This window comes from Liquorilactobacillus uvarum DSM 19971 (assembly GCF_001434935.1).
GTDB lineage: Bacteria > Bacillota > Bacilli > Lactobacillales > Lactobacillaceae > Liquorilactobacillus > Liquorilactobacillus uvarum.
In genome coordinates, this window is record NZ_AZEG01000076.1 from 1 (window position 1) to 2,995 (window position 2,995).

The 2,995-nt window shown below is 35.2% G+C and carries 6 protein-coding genes and 2 pseudogenes; 6 read left to right on the forward strand and 2 right to left on the reverse strand.

The window, feature by feature from the left end; translation table 11 throughout:
* Positions 1–57: 57 nt before the first annotated feature.
* Positions 58–435: pseudogene (locus FD20_RS12310) on the reverse strand (tyrosine-type recombinase/integrase); the annotation flags it as partial.
* 132 nt (positions 436–567) lie between these two features.
* On the opposite strand from FD20_RS12310, the gene FD20_RS12315 reads away from it, so the two are divergent.
* The 6 genes and pseudogenes from FD20_RS12315 to FD20_RS12340 all read left to right on the forward strand — a co-directional run bounded on the left by FD20_RS12315 (position 568) and on the right by FD20_RS12340 (position 2,604).
* Positions 568–918: a type II toxin-antitoxin system RelE/ParE family toxin gene (locus tag FD20_RS12315; protein WP_056992261.1), complete on the forward strand. Its 351-nt coding sequence runs from the start codon at positions 568–570 to the stop codon at positions 916–918.
* Positions 915–1,199 (forward strand): helix-turn-helix domain-containing protein, encoded by a 285-nt coding sequence (locus FD20_RS12320; protein WP_056992263.1) that lies wholly within the window; start codon positions 915–917, stop codon positions 1,197–1,199. Before FD20_RS12315 ends, FD20_RS12320 begins: the two co-directional genes overlap by 4 nt.
* Before the next feature lie 114 nt (positions 1,200–1,313).
* On the forward strand, positions 1,314–1,592 hold the full coding sequence (locus tag FD20_RS12325) for a plasmid mobilization protein (protein WP_057738888.1): 279 nt from the start codon (positions 1,314–1,316) through the stop codon (positions 1,590–1,592).
* A pseudogene (locus FD20_RS12330) lies at positions 1,582–1,884 on the forward strand (type II toxin-antitoxin system YafQ family toxin). Before FD20_RS12325 ends, FD20_RS12330 begins: the two are co-directional and overlap by 11 nt.
* 193 nt (positions 1,885–2,077) lie before the next feature.
* A complete protein-coding gene (locus FD20_RS12335; protein WP_010580585.1) occupies positions 2,078–2,341 on the forward strand; it encodes a type II toxin-antitoxin system Phd/YefM family antitoxin in 264 nt (87 codons plus the stop codon).
* Positions 2,338–2,604 carry a Txe/YoeB family addiction module toxin gene (locus FD20_RS12340; RefSeq protein ID WP_010580584.1) on the forward strand — a complete coding sequence of 89 codons (267 nt, stop codon included), beginning with the start codon at positions 2,338–2,340 and terminating at the stop codon, positions 2,602–2,604. The genes FD20_RS12335 and FD20_RS12340 overlap by 4 nt, the downstream gene beginning before the upstream one ends.
* A 136-nt stretch (positions 2,605–2,740) precedes the next feature.
* Here FD20_RS12340 and FD20_RS12345 read toward each other — a convergent pair.
* On the reverse strand, positions 2,741–2,995 hold a 255-nt coding region (locus FD20_RS12345; protein ID WP_057738889.1), incomplete at its 5' end, for a type II toxin-antitoxin system PemK/MazF family toxin.

A 2,995-nucleotide genomic window follows, 5' to 3' on the forward strand; every position in this document is an offset into this window, starting at 1 on the left:
AAAGGAAGCTGATCTTTTTTGTCCGAACAGCGTTCGGATTAATTTTACAATCTACCTCATGATTTTGTAAAATTGTTTTTCTGTAATATGACGTTCTGGGTGTTGAATAGAAGGAAAGAGCCATTCAGATTCTAGCTTATGATCAAGCAGCCATTGACGATACAATAAGAGCTCTGTTTGAACCGGTTTAAGGTACAAGGTATTAGGTTTACCAGTTTTTCGGTCGTGAATAAATGCATTTTGTTTGATAGAACCGTCCGGATTAAAAATGTCGGCCTGTTTTAAGCACATAACGTCACTGACTCTTAGTAGCGTAGCTTTACCAACTTGAAAAATAGTATAGTTACGCCGGCCAGCTTTGAAATTATTGAGTAACGTATCTTGAACCTCTTTAAGTACATTCGAATCTTTGATTGGCAGGACAATTTGCTGCATATAAATCACCTCGTTGTTGGAGACGTAATCCCTTGGTACAAGCGGAAGTGTGAATTTCACACTTCCGCTTGTACCAAGGAGTTGCAAAATAAAATGTTTGCCTTTTGATAGCGAATAAGCTATCATATAAATATGAAAAAAATAGAATTTGACTATTATGACTGGAATGAATTTAAACAATTTTTGGATCAATTACCTGATAAAGACGCTGCCAAATTAATTGCGACCATTCAAAATATTGAAAATAACGGTCTAATTATCGCAGAACGTCAATTATGGGTTAAAAAACTAGAAAACAATCTCTATGAGATTCGCTCTAAGAGGGCTTCAAATATTCAGAGAGCTATCTATTTCCAAGTACAAGGGCCTCAGTACTTAATCACCAATGCGTTCACTAAAAAAACGCAAAAAACACCAGAGAGTGAAAAGAAGATTGCTCGGAATCGACGAAGCCAGTATTTTAACAAGGAGGATCAACAATGAGTAAAATTGATGAATATGTTGCTGAAAGAAGTAAAAATAATCCTGATTTTGCAAAGTTCGTTGAACAGGAAAATATCAACTTAGAGGTAGCGATTAAAGTTCGTGATCTCCGTGAAAATATGGGTATGAGTCAACGTGAATTTGCTAGTCTAATTGGTAAACCACAATCAACCATTGCTAGAATTGAAAATGGATCAATGAATGCTTCGACTAAAGTATTATCTGAGATCGCTCAGGCAACTAATCAACGATTAACAATTCAATTTAGCCCCACAATTTAGGGCTTATTTTAACAATGTTTTTGAGGGGCTATTTGAAAATTAAATAGTTGCAGTAATGATAAAAACACAATACAATAATTGTAATACGATAGTAAACATAGAAGGAGGAAGCTTATGAGTAATGCTATTATTAAAAATAAGACAGTTTCAACTCGTGTAACACCCGATATTAGTGAACGAGCCAAAGCTAATTTAGCAAAACAAGGATTAACTGTTTCTGAGTATATTCGCTTATCCTTGGTTAAGGCGGCTAACAATGAAGTTCGTTTGATTAGCTTTTTAGATTCTCCAGAGGCTTTGTCTGCTAAAAAAGAAGCAGAAACTGGTCAGGTGAAAAACATTGGCTCACTGGCCGACTTTGATGATTGGATCGATAAGTTAGATGCAAATTAAACAGACCAAGTCTTTCGAACGCGAATTAAAAAAATTAGTGAAAAAGCACTTTCCGATAACTGTCTTGAAACCTTGTTTAAAAGCAATTATGGAACAAGATACACTTATTTTGAAACGGATCAAAGATCATGCGTAAAAGGGTAAATGGCGTGGCTATCGTGAATTTCACCCTGCTAGGTATGGAAGTTATGGTAAAAACTATGATAGCTGGATTGTTATTTATCAGCTAGATCATAATGAATTAGTTTTGTTGTTGGTAGCCACTGGGTCTCATGAAATATTGAATCAATAGCTGAATTCGGGCGTCTTTTTATTTGAAATAAGCATAAATAACCCCTAATATCTACATTATAGATATTAGGGGTTATTCTTTCAATGTTTTTGAGGGGCTATTTGGAACATGCCCCCTTAAAATATTGTTTATATGGATAAGCGCTTGCGTACGTGGATGGCGTACGTTATAATTTACTATAGAGGTGAGCGAAATGGAAAACTATACGCCAACTAAAGCACGACAAAATCTTTACCAGATTTTGAAAGATATTAACCAGCAAAAAAAGCCGGTTACAATCACGCCAGCTAATGGGGACGAGGACCAGGCAGCAATTATTATTTCTAAAAAAGACTGGGATTCAATCACTGAAACCTTATACTTGGAAAATACCGGAACATTGGCTAAAATCCGTGAACGTGAAGATGATGATAGTGGTTTTACTAACGTTGATGACCTTGACTGGGATAATCTATGAGTAGTTATCAAGTTGAAATCAAGAATTCTGCTAAAAGTGATCTGAAAAAATTAAAGAAATCGAACCTAAAAACGCAGTTTTTAAAAACAGTCGCTATTCTAAAAGAGGATCCTTACCAGCCGACACAATCATTTGAAAAGTTACAGCCAGCTAGTCGCGGATTATATTCAAGACGACTAAATGCGCAACACCGGGTAGTTTATCGTGTAGATGAAGCATTAAAAAGGGTCTATATTTATGCAGCATGGAGCCATTACGAATAATTAAAAAATCTGCTCTAATAGTAAATTTGAGGGTCTATTCCAAATCGCCCCTCGAAAACATTGAAAGAATAACCCCTAATATCTATAATATAGATGTTGGGGGTTATTTGTTTTAATATTAAATAAATAACTTCTTCTATTTGTCATCAATACTAAACAATAATTTGTACAAAGTGATTATTTCTTCTAGTTCTTCACGCGATACATGATCGACAATAGTTTCATCAGTGACATGTCTTGCCCGTAAATCTAAGGCTATGGTTTGATCTAATAATACTTTTCCATATACTGTTTGACTACTAGTTAGTCGATGATACATTGGAAAATTACGCTTGGTACTGCTAATTGGAGCCACAATCGTCATGTTACTTGTCTGACAGACTAGATCATT